Annotated in this window: 2 protein-coding genes; both read left to right on the top strand. The window is 46.7% G+C overall.

The genetic code is table 11. The annotated features are described in order from the left end of the window. On the top strand, window positions 1–240 hold a 240-nt coding region (locus Q4528_RS12725; protein WP_303521833.1), incomplete at its 5' end, for a DUF2914 domain-containing protein. Between the two features lie 71 nt (window positions 241–311). Beyond that, a partial coding sequence (locus tag Q4528_RS16860; RefSeq protein WP_368506694.1) for a DUF6868 family protein occupies window positions 312–415 on the top strand: 104 nt, incomplete at its 3' end.

Here is a 415-nt window from a genome sequence, read left to right on the forward strand (position 1 = left end):
GACCAACAAAGCAAAATCTACTTATTTAGCGAGCTACGCAACATGCAAGACCAACAGATTCAAGTGCATTGGTACCAAGATGAACGCTTGCGTGCCAGCGTAGATTTGGCCATTGGTGGGCAACGTTGGCGCACAAATTCCAGTAAGCAATTTGATAAGCATAGCCGTGGCCATTGGCGAGTGGCCATTTTCTATCAGCAACAACAGCTAATTTTTGAACAGAACTTTGTTGTGGAGTAAGCCTAGTCACTTGCAGCGCCGCGCAGTCGTGGTAAATTGAACATTCGTGTTGAAGCACAATAGGGTGAGCCATGGAACTTGAATTGATTCGCAGTGCGCTAGGTTGGGGCGCATTGATTAATGTAGCGGTATTGCTCTATTGGTTCGCCTTTTTAACTCTTGCCCACGACTGGAC

It is taken from the genome of Staphylococcus pasteuri (assembly GCF_030547725.1).
Classification (GTDB): domain Bacteria; phylum Bacillota; class Bacilli; order Staphylococcales; family Staphylococcaceae; genus Staphylococcus; species Staphylococcus pasteuri.